Origin of the sequence: Paraburkholderia xenovorans LB400 (assembly GCF_000013645.1) — a bacterium.
In the GTDB taxonomy this organism is placed as follows: domain Bacteria; phylum Pseudomonadota; class Gammaproteobacteria; order Burkholderiales; family Burkholderiaceae; genus Paraburkholderia; species Paraburkholderia xenovorans.
This window is the reverse complement of record NC_007951.1, coordinates 40,051-60,189: the sequence shown is the minus strand read 5'-3', so window position 1 is coordinate 60,189 and position 20,139 is coordinate 40,051. Positions and strand designations below refer to the sequence as shown.

The 20,139-nt window shown below is 60.6% G+C and carries 11 protein-coding genes, 1 tRNA gene and 1 pseudogene; 3 read left to right on the top strand and 10 right to left on the bottom strand.

What is annotated here, in order from left to right; all coding sequences use genetic code 11:
* Positions 1-116 precede the first annotated feature (116 nt).
* A complete protein-coding gene (locus tag BXE_RS00215) occupies positions 117-2,783 on the top strand; it encodes a DNA topoisomerase III (RefSeq protein WP_011486439.1) in 2,667 nt (888 codons plus the stop codon).
* 166 nt (positions 2,784-2,949) lie between these two features.
* Here BXE_RS00215 and BXE_RS00210 read toward each other — a convergent pair whose 3' ends face one another.
* A complete protein-coding gene (locus BXE_RS00210; protein WP_011486438.1) occupies positions 2,950-4,053 on the bottom strand; it encodes a LysR family transcriptional regulator in 1,104 nt (367 codons plus the stop codon).
* 339 nt (positions 4,054-4,392) lie between these two features.
* Positions 4,393-6,249 carry a phosphoenolpyruvate carboxykinase (GTP) gene (locus tag BXE_RS00205; protein ID WP_011486436.1) on the bottom strand — a complete coding sequence of 619 codons (1,857 nt, stop codon included), beginning with the start codon at positions 6,247-6,249 and terminating at the stop codon, positions 4,393-4,395.
* 380 nt (positions 6,250-6,629) lie between these two features.
* Between BXE_RS00205 and BXE_RS00200 the strand changes: the two genes are divergently transcribed.
* Complete coding sequence (locus BXE_RS00200; RefSeq protein WP_038457115.1) at positions 6,630-7,643, top strand: D-2-hydroxyacid dehydrogenase family protein; 1,014 nt, start codon at positions 6,630-6,632, stop codon at positions 7,641-7,643.
* An 85-nt stretch (positions 7,644-7,728) separates the two neighbouring features.
* On the opposite strand, the gene BXE_RS00195 is transcribed toward BXE_RS00200, so the two are convergent.
* Positions 7,729-8,607, bottom strand: coding sequence for a patatin-like phospholipase family protein (locus tag BXE_RS00195; protein WP_011486434.1), 879 nt, complete (start codon positions 8,605-8,607; stop codon positions 7,729-7,731).
* 37 nt (positions 8,608-8,644) lie between these two features.
* Positions 8,645-9,049 carry a PaaI family thioesterase gene (locus BXE_RS00190; protein ID WP_011486433.1) on the bottom strand — a complete coding sequence of 135 codons (405 nt, stop codon included), beginning with the start codon at positions 9,047-9,049 and terminating at the stop codon, positions 8,645-8,647.
* A 203-nt stretch (positions 9,050-9,252) separates the two neighbouring features.
* Between BXE_RS00190 and BXE_RS00185 the strand changes: the two genes are divergently transcribed.
* A tRNA-Lys gene (locus BXE_RS00185) sits at positions 9,253-9,328 on the top strand.
* Positions 9,329-9,519: 191 nt separating this feature from the next.
* Here the strand turns inward: BXE_RS00185 and BXE_RS00180 are convergent.
* The 6 genes and pseudogenes from BXE_RS00180 to tssF form a co-directional block, all read right to left on the bottom strand.
* On the bottom strand, positions 9,520-13,413 hold the full coding sequence (locus BXE_RS00180; RefSeq protein WP_148222887.1) for an RHS repeat-associated core domain-containing protein: 3,894 nt from the start codon (positions 13,411-13,413) through the stop codon (positions 9,520-9,522).
* A gap of 328 nt (positions 13,414-13,741) precedes the next feature.
* The gene (locus tag BXE_RS00175; RefSeq protein WP_011486431.1) at positions 13,742-14,098 is read right to left on the bottom strand and encodes a DUF4150 domain-containing protein; all 357 of its coding nucleotides are present in this window, start codon (positions 14,096-14,098) and stop codon (positions 13,742-13,744) included.
* A 55-nt stretch (positions 14,099-14,153) separates the two neighbouring features.
* Positions 14,154-15,491, bottom strand: a complete 1,338-nt coding sequence (locus BXE_RS00170) for a DUF2169 family type VI secretion system accessory protein (RefSeq protein ID WP_011486430.1) — start codon at positions 15,489-15,491, stop codon at positions 14,154-14,156.
* A 130-nt stretch (positions 15,492-15,621) separates the two neighbouring features.
* Positions 15,622-17,766, bottom strand: coding sequence for a type VI secretion system Vgr family protein (locus BXE_RS00165; RefSeq protein ID WP_081435468.1), 2,145 nt, complete (start codon positions 17,764-17,766; stop codon positions 15,622-15,624).
* Between the two features lie 143 nt (positions 17,767-17,909).
* A pseudogene (locus BXE_RS00160) lies at positions 17,910-18,176 on the bottom strand (type VI secretion system baseplate subunit TssG); the annotation flags it as partial.
* Positions 18,177-18,241: 65 nt separating this feature from the next.
* Positions 18,242-20,134, bottom strand: a complete 1,893-nt coding sequence (gene tssF, locus BXE_RS00155) for a type VI secretion system baseplate subunit TssF (protein WP_011486428.1) — start codon at positions 20,132-20,134, stop codon at positions 18,242-18,244.
* Between the last annotated feature and the right edge of the window lie 5 nt (positions 20,135-20,139).

The following is a 20,139-nucleotide window of genomic DNA, read 5'->3' as shown; positions in this document are numbered from 1 at the left end:
GCGGCGTGTGCTATAAAGCGGTCGTTAATGGGTCGCAAAGGTCGCAAACGAGGGTCGCGCTGATTAAAAGCGCACTCACGGCCATCAACCCTGATCTACCAACCTCACATCGAGTCATGTCCAAAGCACTGATCATCGCCGAAAAGCCTTCCGTCGCGAACGACATCGCGCGCGCTTTGGGCGGCTTTACCAAGCATGACGAATACTACGAAAGCGACGAGTACGTCCTTTCCTCGGCAGTCGGCCACCTGCTGGAAATTGCCGCGCCCGAAGACTACGAAGTCAAGCGCGGCAAGTGGAGTTTCGCCAATCTGCCCGTCATCCCGCCGCACTTCGATCTCAACCCGATCGCCAAGAGCGAGTCGCGCCTGAAGGTGCTGACCAAGCTGCTCAAGCGCAAGGACGTCGACCGTCTGATCAACGCATGCGACGCGGGGCGCGAGGGCGAGCTGATATTCCGCCTGATCGCGCAGCACGCGAAAGCGAGGCAGCCGGTGCAGCGCCTGTGGCTGCAATCCATGACGGCGGGCGCGATCCGCGACGGCTTCGCCCGTCTGCGCAGCGACGAAGAGATGCAACCGCTCGCCGATGCCGCACGCTGCCGCTCGGAGGCGGACTGGCTGGTCGGCATCAACGGCACGCGGGCCATGACCGCGTTCAACAGCAAGGGCGGCGGCTTCTTCCTGACCACCGTCGGGCGGGTGCAAACGCCAACGCTGTCGATCGTGGTCGAGCGCGAAGAGAAGATTCGCCGCTTCGTGCCGCGCGACTATTGGGAAGTCAAGGCGGAGTTCGTCTGCTCGGCCGGCTTCTACGAGGGCCGCTGGTTCGATCCGAAATTCAAGCGCGACGAGTTCGATCCGGAAAAACGTGATTCGCGCCTGTGGTCGCTACCCGCGGCCGAGACGATCGTCGCCGCGTGCCGTGGCCAGATCGGCACGGTGACTGAGGAATCGAAGCCGTCCACGCAACTGTCGCCGGCGCTCTTCGACCTGACCAGCTTGCAGCGGGAGGCCAACGGCCGCTTCGGCTTCTCGGCGAAGAACACCCTGGGCCTCGCCCAGGCGCTGTACGAAAAGCACAAGGTGCTGACCTATCCCCGTACCGACGCGCGCGCGCTGCCGGAAGACTATATGGATACGGTCAAAGAGACGCTCGGCATGCTCAAGGAGAGCAACAACTATCTGCCGTTCGCGAAGCAGGTGCTCGACAAGGGCTGGGTGAAGCCGAACAAGCGCATCTTCGACAACTCGAAGATCAGCGACCACTTCGCCATCATCCCGACACTGCAAGCGCCGAAGAACCTGTCCGAGCCGGAACAGAAGCTCTACGACCTCGTCGTGAAGCGATTCCTGTCGGTGTTCTTCCCCGCCGCCGAATTCAAGGTGACGACGCGGATCACGGAAGTGGTCGGCCATCACTTCAAGACCGAAGGCAAGGTGCTGGTCGAGCCGGGCTGGTTGCAGGTCTACGGCCGCGAGATCAGCGGCGAAGACGCGAACCTCGTGCCGGTGCAGAAGGACGAGAAGGTCAAGACGGACAGGATCGCCGCCCAGCAACTGGTGACGAAACCGCCCGCACGCTACAACGAAGCCACCTTGCTGTCGGCTATGGAAGGCGCAGGCAAACTCGTCGAAGACGACGAGTTGCGTGAAGCGATGGCCGCCAAAGGGCTCGGCACGCCGGCCACGCGCGCGGCGATCATCGAAGGTTTGCTGGGTGAAAAGTATCTGATTCGCGAAGGCCGCGATCTGATTCCGACCGCCAAGGCTTTCCAGCTCATGACGCTGTTGCGCGGTCTCGGCGTGAAGGAACTGACGGCGCCGGAATTGACCGGCGAGTGGGAATACAAGCTCTCGCAAATGGAACGCGGCAACCTGCCGCGCGACGCGTTCATGCAGGAAATCGCCCGCATGACGCAGACCATCGTGAAGCGCGCGAAAGAGTACGACTCCGACACGATCCCGGGCGACTACGCAACGCTGGAAACGCCGTGTCCGAATTGCGGCGGTCAGGTGAAGGAGAACTACCGGCGCTTTGCCTGCTCGAAGTGCGAGTTCTCGATTTCGAAGATTCCGGGCGGACGCCAGTTCGAGATTCCGGAAGTCGAAGAGTTGCTGCAGAACAAGACGATCGGGCCGCTGTCGGGTTTCCGCAGCAAGATGGGCCGGCCGTTCTCGGCGATCCTGAAGCTCTCGTTCGACGACGAGATCAAGAACTACAAGCTCGAATTCGACTTCGGCCAGGATGCCGGCGGCGAAGACGGCGAACCGCCCGACTTCTCCGATCAGCAGCCGGTCGGCGCGTGCCCGAAGTGCAAGGGCCGGGTGTTCGAGCACGGCATGAGCTACGTCTGCGAGAACTCGGTCGCCAATCCGAAGACTTGCGACTTCCGCTCCGGCAAGGTGATCCTGCAGCAGGAAATCGCCCGCGAGCAGATGGCCAAGCTGCTCGAAGAAGGCCGCACGGACCTGCTGACGAACTTCAAGTCGTCGCGAACCGGCCGGAATTTCAAGGCATTCCTCGTCAAGCAGAACGACGGCAAGATCGGCTTCGAGTTCGAGAAGAAGGAGCCGTCGGCGAAGACTGTCGCGAAGACCGCGGCGGCCAAGGCAGCGGCGGAAGCGGCGGATTCGGAGTCCGAGGACGGCGGAGCGCCGGTGGCCGTGAAGGCAGCGCCGGCAGCAAAGAAGGCTGCGGCGAAAAAAGCGCCCGCAACCAAAACGGCGGCAGCCAGGAAAGCGCCCGCCAGGAAAACAGCGGCGCGTAAAACCGGCTCGTAATCGAACCGGCGGCGGAAAGGAGATTCGCTTTCCCGCCGCCTGGTTTGAGGCTTGCCACGAAAAAAGGCGCGGTCACACAAATGACCGCGCCTTTTTTCGTTTGTCCGCCGGAAAGCGCCCTTTGCAAGCGATACCGGCTTTATCGATCCAACACCAATTCCAACACTTACAGCGGCGACAAGACTGTGGACCGAGTGCGAGGCGTTGTTTTTGCCAGTGTCTTCGGCAGTGGCGATAACTCGCTGTCCAGCAGGCGTGAGAGCGGCTCAGCGCCGTCGAACGCTTCCGGCGGCATGGGATCAGCGGAATCGGGCGCCGTCGTCACGGCGGACCGGCCAAGGCCGTCCTCCTTGATCCACTGTTCGCCGAGCAGGCTGTTCGGTGTCTGGCTGAAATGCTCGACCAGATGGTCGATGAACGTGCGCACCTTTGCCGGCAAATGGCGCCGGCTCGGATACGCGATGTTGATCTCGACCTGCGGCAACCGGTAGTCGCCGAGCAGGCGCACGAGCCTGCCGCGCGTCATGTCGCGGCCGATCAGATAGCTCGGCAGGATCGCAATGCCCATGCCGAGCAGCGCGAACTGACGCAGCATTTCCGTGTTGTTCGCGACGATCACGTTCGACGGACGCACGCGCACCTCGCCTTCCGGGCCGGTGAACACACGCTCGTCGCCCCAATATTCGGAAGGCAGGCTCAGGCACGGATGCTCGAGCAGATGCTCCGGACGCGTGGGCATGCCGTGCTTTTCCAGATATGCCGGCGTGGCGCATACCGTCATGCAACCCGTGGTGAGACGCCGTGTGACGATGCTTGCGCTGCGCATTTGCCGCGCGATCACCACGCCCACGTCGAAGCCTTCTTCGACCAGATCGACCTGACGGTCAACCAGCGTGACGTCGGGAATGACTTTCGGGTAACGCTCCGCGTACGTCTGAAGCACGGGCGCGAGATTGTGCAAGCCGAATACGACCGGCGCAACGATTCGCAACGTGCCGACCGGTTCGTGATTGCGCGCGACCACCATCTGCTCGACGTCTTCCAGTTCGTCGAGAATCTGGCGCGCGCGCTCGAGATAGACCTGGCCGGATTCGGTCAGAGACAAGCTGCGAGTGGTGCGATTGAGCAGCCGCGTACCAAGACGGCCTTCGAGGTCAGCAACGTGACGGGTGGCCACTGCGTTGGAAATATCCATCGCGCTCGCAGCGCGGGCAAAACTGCCGAGATCCGCCACTTTGACGAAAACTCGCATCGACTGCAAATGATCCATAGGACAACTCCTGCCGTGTTACTGCTTCCTGACAATTGGTGAAAACCAGTGAAGCGAACTTGGAATTCTCCTACGACTCGCGAAATCGTGTGTAAGTTGCCCGCCAAAGCGGAAATATTGTCAATATTTGTGCGACTGTGTGCCTTAACATGGGGCACGACCATAAATTGTTCCGCGAAAGGCAACAATCTGCTGCAATGCAGCTTCGGTCACCTTTCCTGCTCGAACAGACGCGAGGGTCGCGTTGGCGTTGCGGAATCAGAAAAAATCGCCAAGCTGTCGGCACCAAAAGAAAACCGCCCGAAGGCGGTTCTTCATGCGAAGTGAATACTCACCTGATCAGGCGGCGAGTTTTCCTTCGAGTGTGCGTTTGGCCTGGGTTAGCGCCGGCGGCAAGCCGTGTTGCAATGTGTCAAACAGCTCGGCGTGCAGGGCGAGTTCGTCGCGCCAGGCGGCGTCATCCACGGAAATCACCTGCTCAAACTGCTCGCGGCTGAAATTCAGCCCGCTCCAGTCGATGTCCTCATAGTGAGGCGACACGCCGAATGCATGTTCCGCACCTTGAGCAGAGCCTTCGACCCGGCCGACCATCCAGCTCAGCACCCGCATGTTCTCGCCGAAGCCCGGCCAGACGAACTTGCCGTCCGCGCCCTTGCGAAACCAGTTGACGCAGAAGATTTTCGGCAGCTTCGCGCCGAGTTGCTCCAGACGCTCGCCCGTTTTCAGCCAGTGACCGAAGTAGTCGCTCATGTTGTAGCCGCAGAACGGCAGCATCGCGAACGGGTCGCGGCGCACCACGCCCTGCTGGCCGGCGGCGGCGGCGGTGGTCTCCGAGCCCATAGTCGCCGCCATGTAGACGCCTTCCACCCAGTTGCGCGCTTCGGTGACGAGCGGCACGGTGGTGGAACGGCGTCCGCCGAAGATGAACGCGTCGATCGCGACGCCCGCCGGGTTTTCCCAGTCGGCGTCGATAGACGGGCATTGCGAGGCCGGCGCCGTAAAGCGCGCGTTCGGGTGCGCCGCCTTGCGGCCGCTTTGCTTCGCGCCGGCCGGCGTCCAGTCCTTGCCCTGCCAGTCGATCAGGTGCGCCGGCGGTTCGTCGGTCATGCCTTCCCACCAGACGTCGCCGTCGTCGGTCAGCGCGACGTTCGTGAAGATCACGTTTTCCTTCAACGTGGCCATTGCGTTGAAGTTGGTCTTTTCGCTCGTGCCCGGCGCCACGCCGAAGTAGCCGGCTTCCGGATTGATCGCATACAGGCGGCCGTCCTTGCCCGGTTTGATCCACGCGATATCGTCGCCGATCGTGGAGATTTTCCAGCCGTTCAGGCCTTCCGGCGGAATCAGCATCGCAAAGTTGGTCTTGCCGCACGCCGACGGAAACGCCGCCGCCACATGATGCTTGCGGCCTTCCGGCGAGGTCACGCCGAGAATCAGCATGTGCTCGGCCAGCCAGCCTTCGTCGCGGCCCATAGTCGAGGCGATGCGCAGCGCGAAACACTTCTTGCCGAGTAGCGCATTGCCGCCGTAGCCCGAGCCATAGCTCCAGATTTCGCGCGATTCCGGAAAGTGGACGATGTATTTGGTTGCGTTGCACGGCCACGGCACGTCTTTTTCGCCCGCCGCGAGCGGTGCGCCCACGGAGTGGACGCACGGCACGAACTCGCCGTCTTCGCCCAGCACGTCGTACACCTTGCGGCCCATGCGCGTCATGATGCGCATGTTGGTGACCACGTACGGGCTGTCGCTCAGTTCCACGCCGATGTGCGCAATCGGCGAACCGAGTGGCCCCATCGAAAACGGCACCACATACATGGTGCGGCCGCGCATGGCGCCTTCGAACAGGCCGCCGAGCGTCGAGCGCATCTCGGCCGGGGCGACCCAGTTGTTGGTGGGGCCCGCGTCCTCTCGCTGCTGCGAACAGATGAAGGTGCGATCTTCGACGCGCGCCACGTCGGACGGGTCAGACCATGCCAGATAGGAGTTGGGACGCTTCGCGGGGTTGAGTTTTTTGAGGGTGCCCGCCTCGACCATCTGCGCGCAAAGCCGGTCGTATTCCTCCTGTGAGCCGTCGCACCAGACGATTCTGTCCGGCTTGGTCATGGCGGCGACGCGCTGCACCCAGTCGACCAGTTTTCGGTTTTTGACCCACGCGGGCGCCTCGATAGTGGGCTGCCCTTCGAATGAGGGATGGTTCATCGACTTGTCTCCGTTTTGAAAGCAATAAAAAAACGGTACAAGCCCAGCGACGCTGCATGCGAGAGGCGTTCAATTCTTCACGCCGGGGTTCCTGCCACCCGACGCGCAATTGTGCAGGTCATTCCGGGCCACGCAGCCTGTTGAGCGGAGACGCCAGCCGACGGGGCTTCTGCAACCGTCTGTAAAGCGGCTTGCCTCAACACGCAACAAACTGTTAAAAACGATGTCAATCGGCCTTGCCGTGCGCTGCCGTTCATTCTGTGCGGTAGCTGCTACGGTAAGGCATTCAGCCAGACCGGCATGTGACCTGGGTCACATGGTGGGACAGTCAGCATAACACTCCGTTCCGCACCACCGAGGTGCGGCGCAAGACACATACCATGAAGATTGCCATCCTCGACGATTACCAGGACGCCGTTCGCAAGCTCGACTGCTTTCAATTGCTGGCCGACCATGAGGTCAAGGTTTTCAACAACACCGTCCGCGGTCTCGGCCAGCTGGCAAGCCGTCTTGCCGAAGTCGATGCTCTCGTCCTGATTCGCGAACGTACCCGCATCAGCTCGCAACTGCTCGACAAATTGCCGCGTTTGCGCATGATCAGCCAGACCGGCAAGGTCTCGAGCCACATCGATCTGGCGGCTTGTACCGAGCGCGGCATTGCGGTACTGGAAGGCACCGGTTCACCGTTCGCGCCCGCCGAGTTGACGTGGGCTCTCATCATGGCGGCCCAGCGGCGGATTCCGCAATACGTAGCAAACCTTAAGCAGGGCGCCTGGCAGCAGTCCGGTCTGAAGACATCCGCGTTGCCGCCGAACTTTGGTTTGGGCCAGGTGTTGCGCGGTCAGACGCTGGGAATCTGGGGTTATGGCAAGATCGGCCGGCTGGTTGCCGGATACGGCAAGGCATTCGGCATGAACGTGCTGATCTGGGGCCGCGAGCATTCGCGCGAAGCCGCTCGCGCCGACGGTTACGGCGTGGCGGAAAGCCGCGAGGCGCTGTTCGAGCAGAGCGACGTGCTGTCGCTGCACTTGCGCCTGCACGACGACACGCGCGGCATCGTCAAACAGGAAGACCTGATGCGCATGAAGCCGACCGCGCTGCTCGTGAACACGAGCCGGGCCGAACTGCTCGACGAAAACGCGCTGGTGAATGCGCTGTCGCACAATCGTCCGGGGATGGTCGCCATCGACGTTTATGAAAGCGAGCCGATTCTGCAGGGCTACAGCCTGCTGCGTATGGAAAACGTGATCTGTACCCCGCACATCGGCTATGTGGAACGGGAGAGCTACGAGCAGTATTTCACCGCCGCGTTCAATAACATTCTGGCTTTCGACGCCGGCGATCCGGCCAGCGTGGCCAATCCTGAAGCCTTGCAGGGTGGCCGCCGACGCTAAGCGCCCGGCTCTTTCTTTGGCGAGCGCGTTGCCGCGGGCGCGCCGCTCGTCGCCGTGTGGTTTCGCGCCGCGCCGTGTGCGCGATTCAGCGCGCCGCTTCGTGGGCGCCGGCTTCCAGCAGATCGGGCACGCGTTCGAGGAAGGTCTCGCCGTCCGCGCGGCCGAGGTTGTACGCGTGAACCATCTGCGAGGGACTCGTGTAATCCCAGCTGGAAATCGGCACCTTGCGCGACGGCTGCACATAGAGCCGTTGCTGCACGCCGTGCGGCACGACGAACATCTGCGGACGAGGATAGAGGCGCGTGACCATCACCAGCACGTAGCCCGGCGCCTCGGCGTCGAGCGCGCCGACCGGCACGTTGTCGACCATCCCGCCGTCCAGTACCGGCCGGCCGTTGCGTCGGAGAACCGGCGTGAAGGGCGGCGTACTCGACGATTGCAGGATCAGATCCGCCAGATCCTCGACGCTTGCGCAGTCCTGCGCGCGCACGAATTCAGGATGAAAGCCGAGCGTCTGACCGAGCGTGGGATGCAGCGTCTTACGCACGTACTTTTCGATGTTGTACGCGATCAGGCCAGCGGCCACCGCGCTGCGCGCACCGAGCCAGCGCGGCAGATGCGACACGCCGATGCGGATTTCCGGCGCGTCGGCGAGCGTCGAAAACTTCTCGCCGTAGATGTCGAGCAGCGCCTGACGATAGATGCGGTAATGCGGAAACACCGATTCGCCCCGCAACAGATTGCCCCAGTAAGCGTTGCGGGTGTTGTGGCGTAGCGCGTCCTCGTAATAGCGCATGACCCAGTCGGAATCGCGCGTGTAGAGCATGCACGCGGTGGCGGCGCCGGCCGAAATGCCGGTGATGACGCGCGGCCGGATCCGCAACTCCGGCTGCACCACGTCCCAGAAACCCGCCTGCCACCAGCAGCGATTGCCGCCGCCGGCGAATACGACCTGATCGAACATCCTGATTTTTCCTCTTATGCGGCTCTTGTGGCCCGTTCTAGTCGAGCAGTGCGTAGGTCGTGGTGGCGTGGACGGCCATGTTGCCGGATTCGTCGAACAGTTCGACTTCACCGAACACCAGGTTGCGGCCCATGCGCAGCACTCGGGCGGTGATCAGTACGTCGCCCTTGCGCACCGCGCGCATGAAATTGATGTTGAGCGAGACCGTGCTCATCGGCTTGAAACCGCCGAGCGCGGCCGAAATGGCGACGATCATCGCCGTATCGGCCGCTGCCATGAAGACCTGGCCGCAGATCACGCCGCCCGCATGGCGCAGGCCGCCCGAGAACGGCAGGCGCAGCGTGGCGCTTTCTTCATCGACCTTGACCGGCGTCAGCGTGAGCGCGCGAACCCACGGCGCGAGGATGCGGTCGAGCAATTCGATAATCTCTTTGTCATCCATACCAATCCCCGGTCGAAAGCCGCGCGAGGCTTCGTGCGGCAAGGTGTCCGCGACATGATACCGGGACGATACAGGCAGCGCCTTTTTCACGACAGAGCGCCTACCGAGGAATGCCTCTGGGCCGTCGGCGCAAATATTTTTAAGAAATCTGCTAAGGGGACTTGGCAAGCCGGAAAAATTTCTGCATAATTTCGCTTCTGTTGGGGGCGTTAGCTCAGTTGGTAGAGCAGCGGACTCTTAATCCGTAGGTCGAGTGTTCGAGTCACTCACGCCCCACCAAGTATTTGAAAGGCCGGTTAGCAAAAGCTAACCGGCCTTTTTGTTTTGCTTGCCCGTGACAGATCGCCCGCCGTTTTCAGGCCATGACGAGCGCCTGACTCAGGCCCTCGCCGGGCTTCACTTCATCGCTTTCCCCCGCCTTACCACCCCGAAATATCTGATCTCATTCATCCGGGGGTTCATAACAGGCTCTAGCAAATCGGCGAAAATTTCTGCCATCCTCCGCCGTTAGCGACAAGGGCCATGACGTCTCCGTCTCCAAGGTCGATGGTCTTCAATACATCTGTCGGCGCATTCACGTCCGCGCCAAGGTAATTGGACAGTTGCTGGGCATAGGAGTTTTTTCCGCCTGCGCCTAGGTGGCAAGCATAAAGCGTCACAGGCTGCCCCTGCCTGTAGTTCGACGCTTCTCTCATATAGTCGCCCAATTCACTCGGCGTGAGGGTTTCGCCAGACAGGTCCGCTATGTTGCCCCCTGGCGAGCCATGACCTAACACCTGGAACGTATTAGGAAAATTGTTCAGGTTGCATGCGTAGTGAGGGCCCACTAGCGAAAGATCCACCGCAAGCCCCAACGGATCAATCCATCGCCCGGGGTTGGGTGCGTAACGATACAGGTTGATGCCCCCTCTCAGCCCGATCGGGTCCTGCGTCATGAAACGCCCGGCGTCCGGATCGTAATATCGGTGCCGGTTATAGTGCAGGCCGGTTTCTTCGTCGAAGTATTGCCCCTGGAACCGCAGCGGCTGGTGAGCCTGCCTGCCGGACTCATGCATCTGCTCATGACCGCCATTCGCTCCCAGCAACCTGCCCCATGCCGCGTAGCGCGCGCGCCATTGCGTCCGTCCAGCGTCGTCCGTCGACTCGTAAGGCAAGCCGATCTGATCGGTGTGGTAGTAACGAATGGGCAGATCATCACGTGCCCGGCCGTTCTGAGCATTACGCGACTCGATCTGTGCGACGGGCACAAAACTGTTGTGTGCATAGACGTAGACAAACGTGCGATCGTCCCGCACTTCACTCAGCAGGCGATTGCCCTCCCACACGAACAGCGTGATGCCCGATGCGTTCTTCCTGAACACGCGTCGGCCTAGTGCGTCGTAGCCATATTCCACTCGCTCTTCGGTGCCGTTGCGGGCGACCCGCGCACGTTCGATTCGATGAGCCGGCGAATAGTCGAGACGGATGCGCGTGTGCGCGCCGCTGATCTTTTCGACAACATTGCCATGCATATCGTAGACATAGCGGTGTTGTCCAAACTGCATAACCCGATTGCCGACGACCGGCGAAAGATCCCTCGAATCCAGGATGTTGTGCGCGGGATCGAGGGCAAAAGTCTCGTGCTCTGATTCGATCAGTTGTCCGAGCGGATCGTACCGGTAGCGATGCACACCGGACTGCCGATCCGTCATCTCGCGAACATTACCCACCTCGTCATACCGATACGTGCGTGAGATGAGCGTGATCGCCGAATGCCCGGACACGGCGCGACCCATTGTTTGCTGTCCAATGTGCCGACCCTGAAGGTCATATTGATAGTGACTGACGAGTTCCCCCTGCGTGCGGCTCACTTCCCGATGCAGCGCATCGCGTTCGATATCGCTGATCACTTCGCCGTCGATGCTGATCTGGTGCAAATGCCCAGAACCATAGTAGAGGTAGTCGATGTGGCGGCCGTCCGGCAACGTCGTTCTGATGTGATTGCCCAACGCGTCATGCTCGTAGCTCACCGTCAGCGACCGGCCCGCGACATGGCTGGTTTCGCTGCTCAGTCGGCCCACCGCATCGTAGCCGCGCTCAAGACGGCAGCAATCGTTGCTCGCCTCAATCAGCCGACCGGCTGCGTCATACCGCCATGTGATGCGCTCGGTACGTTCGTCGCCCGCGCGGCTTATCGTTGTCGCGGTGATGCGTCCGGCCTTGTCCCGCTCATACGTGGTACGCAAGGTATCGGGATGGTTGCCGTCGGCGGCCGCGTGATCTTCGTACGCGCCCAGTTCGATCTGCTCCGTCAACCATCCGGCCGCGTCGTAGCGGTAACGGATCAGACGCCCGTCGAAACCCTGTTGCTCGACCAGACGGCCGGCCGTATCGTAGGTGAAGCGGTACGGCGCGCCGTTTTCATTGGTCAGCGTTTGCAAGCGGCGCGCCGCATCATACTCGTAGCGCAGACAGTGCCCCAGCGCATCGATACGCGTCACCGGCAGGCCATCGGCGGCCCGCTCCCATTGCGTGCTGGCCCCGTGCGCATCGGTGTGCGCAATCAGGCGACCGTGAATATCGTAAGTGAATTCCTCGCCGGTGCCGTCGGCGTGACGGGTCCTAAGCAGGCGTCCCCTGCGATTTCGCCAATAGCGCGTCGTTTCGCCTGCGGCGTTAGTCACCAACGCCAGATGTCCCCAGTCATCCCAACCGTAGTGGGTTGCCCGTCCAGAGCAATCGATATGACTCGTGAGCCGGCCATGAACGTCGTACGCGAAGTGCCGGTGCTTGCCGTGCGCATCGGTGATGCGAATGACGCGTCCGTCATCGTCGTAAGCGTACCCGGTGACGTGCCCCAGCGCGTTTGTCCTGCGAATCAGGTTGCCCGCTGCATCGTAGGCAACGCGCGTTGCCGCGCCCATCGCATCGACGATGAGCGTGGGCCGCTGCCATTGCGGATGGTACTGGATCTCGGTGCGTCGGCCGGCTGCGTCGGTGAGCGAGGTCATGTTCCCGCGTGCGTCGTAAGTGGCAAGACGTACGCCGCCGGCCGGGTCGGTGACGCGCAGCGGATTGCCCTGTCCATCGACATCGATACGCGTCGCGTTGCCGGCGGCATCGATCTGGCCCACCATCATCTTCTGGTCATTGAACAGATAGCACCGCGTCTGTCCGAGCGCATCGGTCACTTCCGTCCGGCTGGGCAGATAGCGGAACTGCCAGGTCTGTCCGAGGTTGTTCTCGAGCCGCAACACCTTGCCGTCCAACGTGTACTGGTCGTATTCGTAGCGTGCGATCAGCGCACCGGGCTGGCTATGTTCGATCAGAATGTGATTGTTGTAGCGGTATTCGCGCGTGGCCTGTCCGTCGGCATCACGCACGCGCACCAGATCACCCTCGGGCGAGTACTCATACGAGACCAGTGCTTGACTTCCCAGCACCACGCGCTGCAACCGCTGCACGGTTCCACCTTCGTCCACGGGCAGCGCGGTGAATTGCAACCGCAGCACGCGGCCGCCAGCGTCGTGGATGAGCGCGGGCATGCCGGCCTCGTCATACAGCAGACGCTGGTGGTTGCCGTAACGATCGCCGATGGCAACGAGCGGGAGCGTGCCGTCATTCTGCCCGGCGCCGTCATACTCGCCGACGGTGAGCGACGCAAACACATACTGCGTACTGCAATCGGCCGAGGTGAATCGATAACGGGCGGACGTTTCGCGGTGCACTTCGAAGCCCGTACTGTCCATGCGTTTGCGCTCGCCCGGGGCGAGCATCGGCAGACGGGTTTCGTGTCCTTGCGCATCGACCATCAATACCGAGTAGCCGACCCGCTTCAGACACAACGAGAACGGCAGCGACCAGCCTTGTCCAAGCCAGCCGTTGCCCACCAGATTCGAAAAATAGCTGCGCTGCCAGTGCAGAGGCACGGCGCAAGGCAGCACAAAGTCCAGGTCTTCCTCTCCGTCCAGGAACTTGACGCCGGTGATCGGATTGACCGGATGGCCGACGCCCTTGTTGTTCCTGCACGCCTCCTGCTTTTCCTTCTCAGCCTTGCCTCCGTCCTTCTCGGCCTGCTCGCCGGCCTGCTTTTCCGCCCGCTTTTCCGCCCGCTTCTCAGCCTGCTTCTCAGCCTGCTTCTCGGCGATCTGCTTCCCGGCTTTTTCCGCCTCCCCCTCGGTGAGCCTGGTACCGGTTTTCTCTGCCAGCTTCCCGATATCCTCACCTATGTTTCCCGCCGATTTAAGCTCGCCGGCGCCGGGAATGAGATCCATGACCACGTAGCCAAGGTTCTCCATTGCACTCGCTACGTTGCCCTCGGCAAGGTATACGCCCGCATTGATCGCGTTGAATAAGCTACCTATGACCGGTATATTGCCGAACATATCCATGATCTCGTGGAAGTGCTCTTTCCAGTCCGGATCGGTGGGTTTTAAGTTAACGCCTCCCTTGCCTCCAGGGTTACTAATACTCCTCTGTGACTGTGGAAGTTGTTTCTGAGTCGGATTGCCAAACGTATTTCCTGAGCCTCCGTTCAAAAAATTCTGAACCTGCGTCGGTGTCAGTTTTCCCCTTGGCATTAGCGCCCATCCCTACTTGCTGTCATATAAACCTTCCATTTCTGCCAAGACCATTTCCTCGCGGTGAGCATGACGGCGCCACACGCGAACAGTGGTTATGCGTTAGCAACCTCGCCTACTGACCGCACGTTTTCTATGGCCCATTCATGCTGAAAAGATCCTCGGCACGGACAATGAACTTGCCCTGACACTTCACCGTATTGCTGTGCTGCAGCGGCCGCGTCTTTTGCGCTGTCGTCCCGCTCATGATGCCGCCCTGCGTGCCGGCCTCGCCTCCCTGTGTCATCGGAACGAAGCTGCTATCGAAGACCACAATCGGATCTCCATTGACATTCACGTTCGTGGTGGTCTGCTGTGCCGGCTGCAGCGACGCAAAAACCGGGTACGGTACGGGAACGGGGATAGCGCCAATGAAAGTCAGACAAACGTCAGGTACCTTGCTGATTACCACCCACCCGCCGTCCCGGCGAGCAATGAGATTAGTTGCCATCTTCGTCAGTATTCCAAAATTATCCGGCGCCCGGCCAGAAGGCGAACAGGATCCCTCAAACAGTTGCGAGCGGCGTGCCCAGTGGCCGGTGAATATGCGCCTCCACCCGTTCAATAAAGGATTCTTCAATGAACGGGAAGCGATGTGTGAGCGTCAGCGTCATGGCGTCTGTGTCGATCAGTAGCGTATCGGTCGTCATCGGCATCGGCAGGCAGATGCCATCGTTGCGATGGATATAAACCAGTGGCCAGTCACCTGGCAATTCAACGCGCAGATATCCATCCGGCGTTAAAGCTGAATCCACCAGATTCCATAATTCAAGGCGCGCGTCCGCAGGAAGTGCTTCGATCTGCTGGTCCCGTGGAGCACAGTTCCAGTAACCGAAATCGAAGTCGTCCGGGAGTAAGGGCCACCGCTCGTCTTTCCATTTCTCATCGTAAGTGCCGGCCAATTGCAGCCGCGGCGCCCAGGATCGTCCTACTATGCCGAACCCCGCCGGAAGCTCACCGTATCCTTGCGCAATCCGGATGAATTCAGCGGGATTGGTGGTATCGAACTGATCTGGATGCAGGATCGTCACCGGCCGCCGGGTTGGTCCGTCCGGCACTTCAATCTGTGGCGCCGGCAATCGTTCCGGCTGTTTCAGCCCTGCCTTTCGAAGCGTGTCGGCATAACGGTCTTCAATCCATCCGCAACCGAGTGGATTGCTGAAACAGACTTCGTTCAGCAGGAACTCCACCTCATCAGGATCCTGGCCATGCCGGGGGTTGCGAACCACACTGCCGCCCCCGAACGCATGCTCCCATCGCAGCGGGACGTGTGTCGCCGCTTGAGGTGTGCTCACGCTCCAACCTGCGAAATGGCGCTGAAACTCACGCGGCCCGCTGACCTGCAACGTCTTGTCGAGTAGGACCTGGCGCGAAGTGCCCGGGTCGAACGAATGCTCGGGCAACGCGACTGGAATCGCCCAACGTTCTGCATATCGCGCGTCCAGGGCGGGTTTAAGATCGAGCTTCGCAGACAATCCGGCGACCTGCGATACGGTCTGCAACGAGGATTGCGGCGAGCTGACCTTGATTCGCGCGTTCCAATGCGTTGCAGCCACGCCATCCGGCGCGTGCGTACTGCCGCGGATGATCACGTCACAACGCGGTTTGTAGTGCGCAAGATCGCTTTCCTCCCGAACGCTACTCTCGTTGACAGCTCCGTAGTACTCGTCTCGCATGCAAAGCGGCACCGGTTCTTTCACGGTTTGAGCGACGAAGCGACCTGGGACATCTGTCGGCAATAACTCGTAACCGACCTTCATCACGACGACACGGAATTGTTCGTCCTCGAGATCCACCCCGCCGAAACACAACGTGTCGAATGGCGTCAAGTTCAAAAACTGCATTCAGGATTACTCTGTAAATCTTTTCAGGGTCGCCGGTCGGTGTGAACGCTTCCGGAAAAACCCAGCGTTAAAAACCCGGTTTCCCGCGAACATGAAAAACACCGCCTTCTCTTCCCGACAGGTCATTTGATCAATTGATGTCCACGATCGCACCGTTGATACCAACATGCTGTGAACCCTGAACATCGATGGAAGTGCCGCTGATCGTGATGTTTCCGTTGCTCTCGAGCGAGATCGACGCCTGACCGCACTGCAACGTCAGCTTATCGCTCGCGCTATAGCCGGCCGTTCCGCCCGAGTTCACGCTGACCATTTTTCCCGCGGTCATGGAGATCGACTGTCCGGCGCTCTGCGAAAGCGAATTACCGATCTGACTCGTGAAATTCGAACCCACCGTGAGTTGATAGTTCGAGCCGATCGATTCTGTTTGCATTGCTCCTACAGTCATCATCGAGTTCACGCCGACCTGTACCGCCTGGTCGATACCGGTCGTGATCATCCGGTTGACTCCGACAACGACCGTTTCGTTGAGGCCGACAATCTCCGATCTGTTCATGCCAACGGCGATGGTTTCGTTCAGCGCAACCGCTTCCGTGCGGTTCATGTTGACCTTCACGGTTTCGTTGCCGTCGATAGTCTTCAGCCGGTTGTTTCCGACCCAGTGACTCTCGTCATGTTCGACTTCGATGCGCTGGTCTTTCTCCGCGTGCAGCCAGAGTTCTTCACTACCCTTCATGTCCTCGAAGCGAATCGCATTGGCGTTGTCATATCCGCCGCCCTTCGTGGAGCGCGACAGCGTACCGCTTTGGGTGGCGCCGGCGGGCAACGGCCAGGGCGGCATGGATGCCGCGTTGTAGACCCTGCCCGTGACAATGGGAAGATCCGGATCGCCGTTCTCGAAGTCGACGATCACCTCTGTGCCAATGCGCGGAATGTTGATTGAGCCGTAGTTCGTTCCCACCCACGGATAGGACACGCGTATCCAGCACGACGAGCTCTGATCCTTCACCCCTGAGCGATCCCAGTGGAAACTCAGCTTCACTCTGCCGTACTGATCGGTCCAGATCTCCTGGTCCGGCGGACCCGTCACGATGGCGGTCTGCGGACCGCTTGTGCGCGGCTTCGGATAAGGCTTGCGCGACGGCCGGAATACGGTCGTTGCCGGCTGAACCAGGAACGAGGATTTGAAGGTGTACTCGCTTGAACCCGTGGTCTGATCTGCCTCCGACGCAGCAATCGACGACGAAATCACGAGGTATTCCTGATTGGCCGCTTCATGCGGATAACCTTCCAGCCGAAAGGTCGTGCCGCACACAATGTCGCGCACGTTGCCGGACCCTCTGGCGCGCTCTCCGTGCGCGCGTACCTCTTCCATACGCAAGCGCGCGAACTGCTCGCCGTGTGATGGATTGGTATAGTCACCGGGCCACTCGTAGCGCTCAAGATTACTATGCGCGGTTTTCTGCGGAAGTTCGTTTTGCTCGATCAGCACCGCGTTCGGCTTCTTGAAGTCGAAGTCGTTCGTGGTCCACCGTCCGGATTGCAGGCTTCCACCCAGAGTAAAGCGATCGACGTATTCCCGATCGATCTTATGGCCCGGCGGAAAATACCACAGTGTCTGATAGGCGGCACTTTCAACCGGCTTGTGCGCACCGGGCTGATCGACCAGAATCATCCGGTGAAAACCGTCGCTGTGCTCGAAGAACCAATATATGCCGTGTTCGGCCATCAGGCGCTGAACAAAATAGAAATCCGTCTCTCCATACTGAACCTGATAGTCCAGCACGGGATACTGCTCGCTCAGGCGCATCTGATACGAGTACATATAGTTCTCGAACACCTGCTCGATGATCTCCACGACCGTCTTGCCCTGAAATATCCTGAAGTCCGAACGCTGGTCAGCGAGCCAGATCCACGGTGCGAGTATCAACTGATAGTGACTCTGCTGATTCGATTGGCCAACGTAGTGCGCTTTCGTCACAATCCCGCTGATCTCGCGCGTGCCCGCGCCGATGTTGGCCGCGCCTGCAATTCCGGCCAGGCCCGGCACATAGTCGCCCATTCCTTCCAGTTCGATAGTAACAGTCAGCTCTTTCCCGATCATCGACTTCAGGTCGATGTTGGCCGCTGCATGCTCCGGCATGACCGAGGCAAGCGGCGTGCAGCAGTTGAGGGTGTACGTATATATCTGGGAAAGGACTTCTTCTCCCTGAATGGATCGCAAGAGCAACGCGGGCTCGCCCAGCGGTGTGCCAGGCAGTGCTGCACCACGCATGGTTACGGTACGGGTCAAGGATTTCAGCACGACGCAAAACCTCGGAAAAACGGATGGTGATCGGCAAATAGCGCCAAACTTCTATTGCCGCGTAGCGTTCATGTCTGCACGCGCCGAAGCAGAACGCAGTGGGCAAGTTGTGGTCATTGATACAGATTCCCAACTGACTCGCGCGCGCCGCGCCCGACATACTCTTCGGGCTCGAAGCGCATGCCGGTAACTGGTGTGCCGTCGGGCGACCGGCCAAGCCATCCCGACCAGCCCAACTGTTGCTCGCCACCCAGCACCGCAGGTGGCGCACTCTCCGCCTTGATGCGCAATTCCAGTTCCCATTGGAACTCCCGGCCGATGAAGCTGCGCACCCAATCCACCAGTTCCGGCAACGCAGCGCCACGCGGCGCGGTCCGCAGGCCTTCGATCATCTCCGCAGAGAGTGCCGACTCGCGCTGCAACGGGGTATACGCCATACGCCCCATTACGCCACTCCTCGCGTACCCATGCGCACGGGCCAGCGCGTGATGCGGCCGCGCTGCATCGAATGCAGTTCGGTCTGCGTGAACGAATTGATCGATACGTGCCGCGCCAGATAATGTTCGAGAATCAGCCCCAGCAGGTAGGGACTCGTTCCCGAGAACCCCGTCTCATCGACGGTCAACTGGCATTCAATGCCGCGTCCGAACACGAGCGGACCATTGCCCGGAAGCTTGCGTGTCACGGAACGGGTCTTCACGCCCAGCAGGCTCTCGACCTGACGCTCGTGCTCCGTGTCTTCGCTGCTCAGAAAGAGCCGTAGCATGTCGCGCAGACCCTGGCCGCCCGGCCGATGATCGACGTCCTCAAGCGGCAAATAGTTGAAGTTCAACAGCCGGATCAACCGCCATGCGGTCTCGCCTTCCGCATAAGGTGGCCGCGGCGCGCTCGGCGGGCGAATCAGGCCGATGCTCGCAATCGGTTCGCCGCTTTCCATCTGCATGAAATCGTCGATGCCGTTGCGCGGCACAAGCAGAGGCAGGTCCCGGTTGGTCAGCCACGCATCCGCGGACAGATAGCGAATTCCTTCGTGATAAGGTGCCTCCCGTTGATCGACGAGCGAGACGAACGTCTCCGTGCCGATATAGGGCGTACGCGTGCCATAGCGGCGCGATGTATCCGAAGGCAAACGGCGCTCGCGGCGTACGGAGAAGTATCGGCCGTGGTTGCCTTCGTCGTTGTTCAGCGTCTGATACAGCGGCCGGAATTCGAACTTTTCCGAGCTATTTCCCACCTGGGCGTGCAGCGCCTGAACCGAGAACACTTCATAGTCGAGTGGCGCCTGGCGTTTGGGCACCAGATGAAACTCCGTGCTCGCCTCCGCCAGTTCGATACGTTCCAGCCTTTGCGGGAACAGGTTGATGACCGGCGTGCAGAAGAGCGCGAAGCGTGACGCATCGACGAGGCTCGCGAGCCGATCCGGCGCACGGTCGAGCAGCACTACGATCTCGGCTTCTGCGCCGCGGGTTTTTCCCAGGCCATCCTGAAGACCGGTAAGCGTGAAGAAGTAGAAGCGGCTCGGGCACGCGAAATACTCATGCAGCAGATTGTGTCCGTGAAACTTGGACCATATGAGCGGCAGCATGCCTTGATCGGGATCGAGGCCTTCGTGCACCACGGCCTTCGACGTCACTGCCGAAAAGGGACGGTCTGGCGCGTTGAACCCGTTGGGCTCGCCGACGATCGACGCGATGCCCGCCGTATGCACGAGCTCGAACAGGTTCGACGCAACCTGCTCATCGCCCGCCAGATAGACCGGCAGACGATCCAGATTCCGGAGCGAGGCAATCTTTTCGTGATTCGTGGTTCGAATGCGTAGCCGCAGCGCACCGCACACTTGCGAATGCGCGGGGACATAGCGCTCGATTCCAGGAATGTCGGGAGGAATGCCCGTCAACCGCGCACTCACGATTTCCAGCGGATATAGCACGACATCCTGCGTTGTACGAAACGTGCAAGGCGTATGCTCGCCACGGGGCGTGGTTGTCTTGAGCTTCCCGCCGCGCGGCACACGGAAGCCCCCGGTCAGATCGCCTTTCGTGTGAGCCGGATAGAACTGCGCCACTGCCATCGACGGCGTGGGCGCAACGTAGTTCGGGTAAGTGACTTCGAGCAGGCGTTGCGTGAAGCGCGGAAACTCAGCGTCGATCTTGAGTCGCATGCGCGCGGCCATAAAGCAGAACGACTCGATCAGACGCTCGACGTAGGGGTCGGTCATCTCACCCGCCTGAAGGCCCAGGCGCCGCGCGATCTTCGGGTGCGCCTGAGCGAACTCGCCCGCGCTCTCGCGCAGGTAGATCAATTCCTGGTTGTAGTATTCGAGTAGTCGCGGATCCATGCGAG

What these genes read in the sequence shown, in the direction of transcription:
- BXE_RS00205 (WP_011486436.1), bottom strand. Translation starts at nt 6,249, where the DNA reads ATGAACCATCCCTCATTCGAAGGGCAGCCCACTATCGAGGCGCCCGCG.
- BXE_RS00170 (WP_011486430.1), bottom strand. Translation starts at nt 15,491, where the DNA reads ATGCAGTTTTTGAACTTGACGCCATTCGACACGTTGTGTTTCGGCGGG.
- BXE_RS00210 (WP_011486438.1), bottom strand. Translation starts at nt 4,053, where the DNA reads ATGGATCATTTGCAGTCGATGCGAGTTTTCGTCAAAGTGGCGGATCTC.
- BXE_RS00195 (WP_011486434.1), bottom strand. Translation starts at nt 8,607, where the DNA reads ATGTTCGATCAGGTCGTATTCGCCGGCGGCGGCAATCGCTGCTGGTGG.
- BXE_RS00165 (WP_081435468.1), bottom strand. Translation starts at nt 17,766, where the DNA reads ATGCGTGGTGCAGCACTGCCTGGCACACCGCTGGGCGAGCCCGCGTTG.
- BXE_RS00215 (WP_011486439.1), top strand. Translation starts at nt 117, where the DNA reads ATGTCCAAAGCACTGATCATCGCCGAAAAGCCTTCCGTCGCGAACGAC.
- BXE_RS00180 (WP_148222887.1), bottom strand. Translation starts at nt 13,413, where the DNA reads ATGTTCGGCAATATACCGGTCATAGGTAGCTTATTCAACGCGATCAAT.
- BXE_RS00200 (WP_038457115.1), top strand. Translation starts at nt 6,630, where the DNA reads ATGAAGATTGCCATCCTCGACGATTACCAGGACGCCGTTCGCAAGCTC.
- BXE_RS00175 (WP_011486431.1), bottom strand. Translation starts at nt 14,098, where the DNA reads ATGGCAACTAATCTCATTGCTCGCCGGGACGGCGGGTGGGTGGTAATC.
- BXE_RS00190 (WP_011486433.1), bottom strand. Translation starts at nt 9,049, where the DNA reads ATGGATGACAAAGAGATTATCGAATTGCTCGACCGCATCCTCGCGCCG.
- tssF (WP_011486428.1), bottom strand. Translation starts at nt 20,134, where the DNA reads ATGGATCCGCGACTACTCGAATACTACAACCAGGAATTGATCTACCTG.